At 53.7% G+C, this 1,820-nt stretch carries 1 protein-coding gene and 1 pseudogene; both read right to left on the bottom strand.

Going from position 1 to position 1,820, the window contains the following annotated elements; genetic code table 11:
- A pseudogene (locus tag NPS47_RS25120) lies at positions 1–192 on the bottom strand (DUF6708 domain-containing protein); the annotation flags it as partial.
- 4 nt (positions 193–196) lie between these two features.
- Positions 197–1,820 (bottom strand): hypothetical protein (locus NPS47_RS25115; RefSeq protein ID WP_274297413.1); only part of this gene is annotated, 1,624 nt, incomplete at its 5' end.

Here is a 1,820-nt window from a genome sequence, read left to right as displayed (position 1 = left end):
TTCCAGGTAAGTCTCGTTCATCTCCGAGAAATTACGACGAGAAGCTTGCATCTGGCCGGTGTACACCGGCAGAGGTGATAGAAACAGGGTTTCGTTCAGCCCTTTGGCCCTGATCTCACCGGCGCTAGGCCGCTGACTGCGTATGTCCGTCTCTGGCTCGGTGGCGACGGTTTTGTTTTTACGGTTGAACAAGCCTCTAAACATCGGTAGACGCCAAATCTTCTTTTTTAAAGAGGCTGAACGGTGCTTTGCCCAACCCGACTGGTAATGCCTCAACAGACTCAAGCCTGAAGGTGCCTTTGTGTTTGATGCTCGTGCCATAGGCGCGGGTGACGTGCAGATCACGTAGAACAAAACAGGTTTTATGAAGCACATCGCGTTCAGCTTCCAATTGATAAGCGATGTTGAAAGCTAGCGCGAAATCCGTGGTATGCATGAAATCATAGATCGGTAAATGTAGTGTCAGTGCTTCCTGACCTTCGCTGACGACGATGAAGCTTGTGGCCCATGCGGCACTGCACTCCCGCCAGCGCACGGACGGCCTGGGGTTGTACGGTTGGTTGATGTTATTGTCGCGCCCGTGTTCATAGGCCTGCAGTTGCAAGTTGCGACGGTCCATTTCTTGAGTGCTGACGCCTGGCAATATCAGCCTCAAATACGTTTCTTTATCATTACGAATCAACTCGCAAATTGGCTTCTGCACCACTTTCGCCAGTTCGCTCCACTCCTCCTGCATACTGCGCTGAGTGGTGTTATTTCCCCATACACTGGTTTGCATCCACTTTTGCAAATCGTCCAGATTGAAATAGTTAAACAACCCCTCACCGACCAGTTGCAGGGCGGTAGCTACCAGGCCTATCAGATTGGCGCGGGCGGCGATGGCCAATAGACGAGGGCTGGCCTCGGCCCAGGCCAAGGCCCGCAACTCACTTGGCGTTCTGATCAATCCCTTGATAATGGTGCCAGTGTGCTTGGCTGCCCAGGTATTGGTTCCGACCAGTACTCCGTCACCAGCAATCTGTAGGGTGGTGGCACTCAATCCCTTGTAATTGCCTTTAGCCATTGATTCTCCCCATTGCAGGGAATGTTTTCCTAAGTCGATTGATGCGGCTAGACCGCCAAATGCGAATGCTCCAAGTCCGGAAATGCCGCTCCAGTGCCCCAGCTTACTCATACTATTCAGCTTTCCGGCTGCGCTTTCCATTTGTTCAATATGAGCTTGAAATATAGTGACTGATATCCCTTGCACCATAGCAAAGCCTGCCGCCGACATGCCTATGAAAGATTCTCCAATAGCGACGGCGTGCTTTAGCGTTCGATTTTCTTTTTTCAGGACAGTCGTAAACATCTCAATAAACTTAACCCCCTGAATCACAAATAACGCGAACGCAATCCCATCCCCCTTCGACTTCGCCGCGGCCAGCAGTGGCTTGTTAAAGGTTCCGGTGACCCGGAAGTCCCGCGCGGTCCTGGCCATCTCCGCACGCAATTTTGGATCCAGGCCATCGATCACCGTACCGATTTGTGCCGGGCCGCTGCCGCCGACGGTCAAGGCGCCCGCAAGCCGTTCTTCCAGGGGCAGCAGGGCGTTTTTCAGCAGCTTGATACGCTGGTTGTAGGCCGCTTCGCTGTCAGGCATGGCAAGGCCTGCGGTCTGACGCCACAACTCACGATTGCGCAGCCGGTAGAATTCCTTGAGATGGCTGCGCAGATTCATCGACTGCTCGCGAGCATCATTGAACGCCCTCATTTCTGCTACCGAGGCTGTTCGTAAGGTCAGGCCATGGCGGGAGAACTCGCGCAACAGCCGCAGACGCGCC

This window comes from Pseudomonas putida (genome assembly GCF_028682475.1).
Lineage (GTDB): Bacteria > Pseudomonadota > Gammaproteobacteria > Pseudomonadales > Pseudomonadaceae > Aquipseudomonas > Aquipseudomonas putida_AG.
Note: the sequence above shows the minus strand (reverse complement) of the source record. Positions and strands in the feature narration are given on the sequence as shown.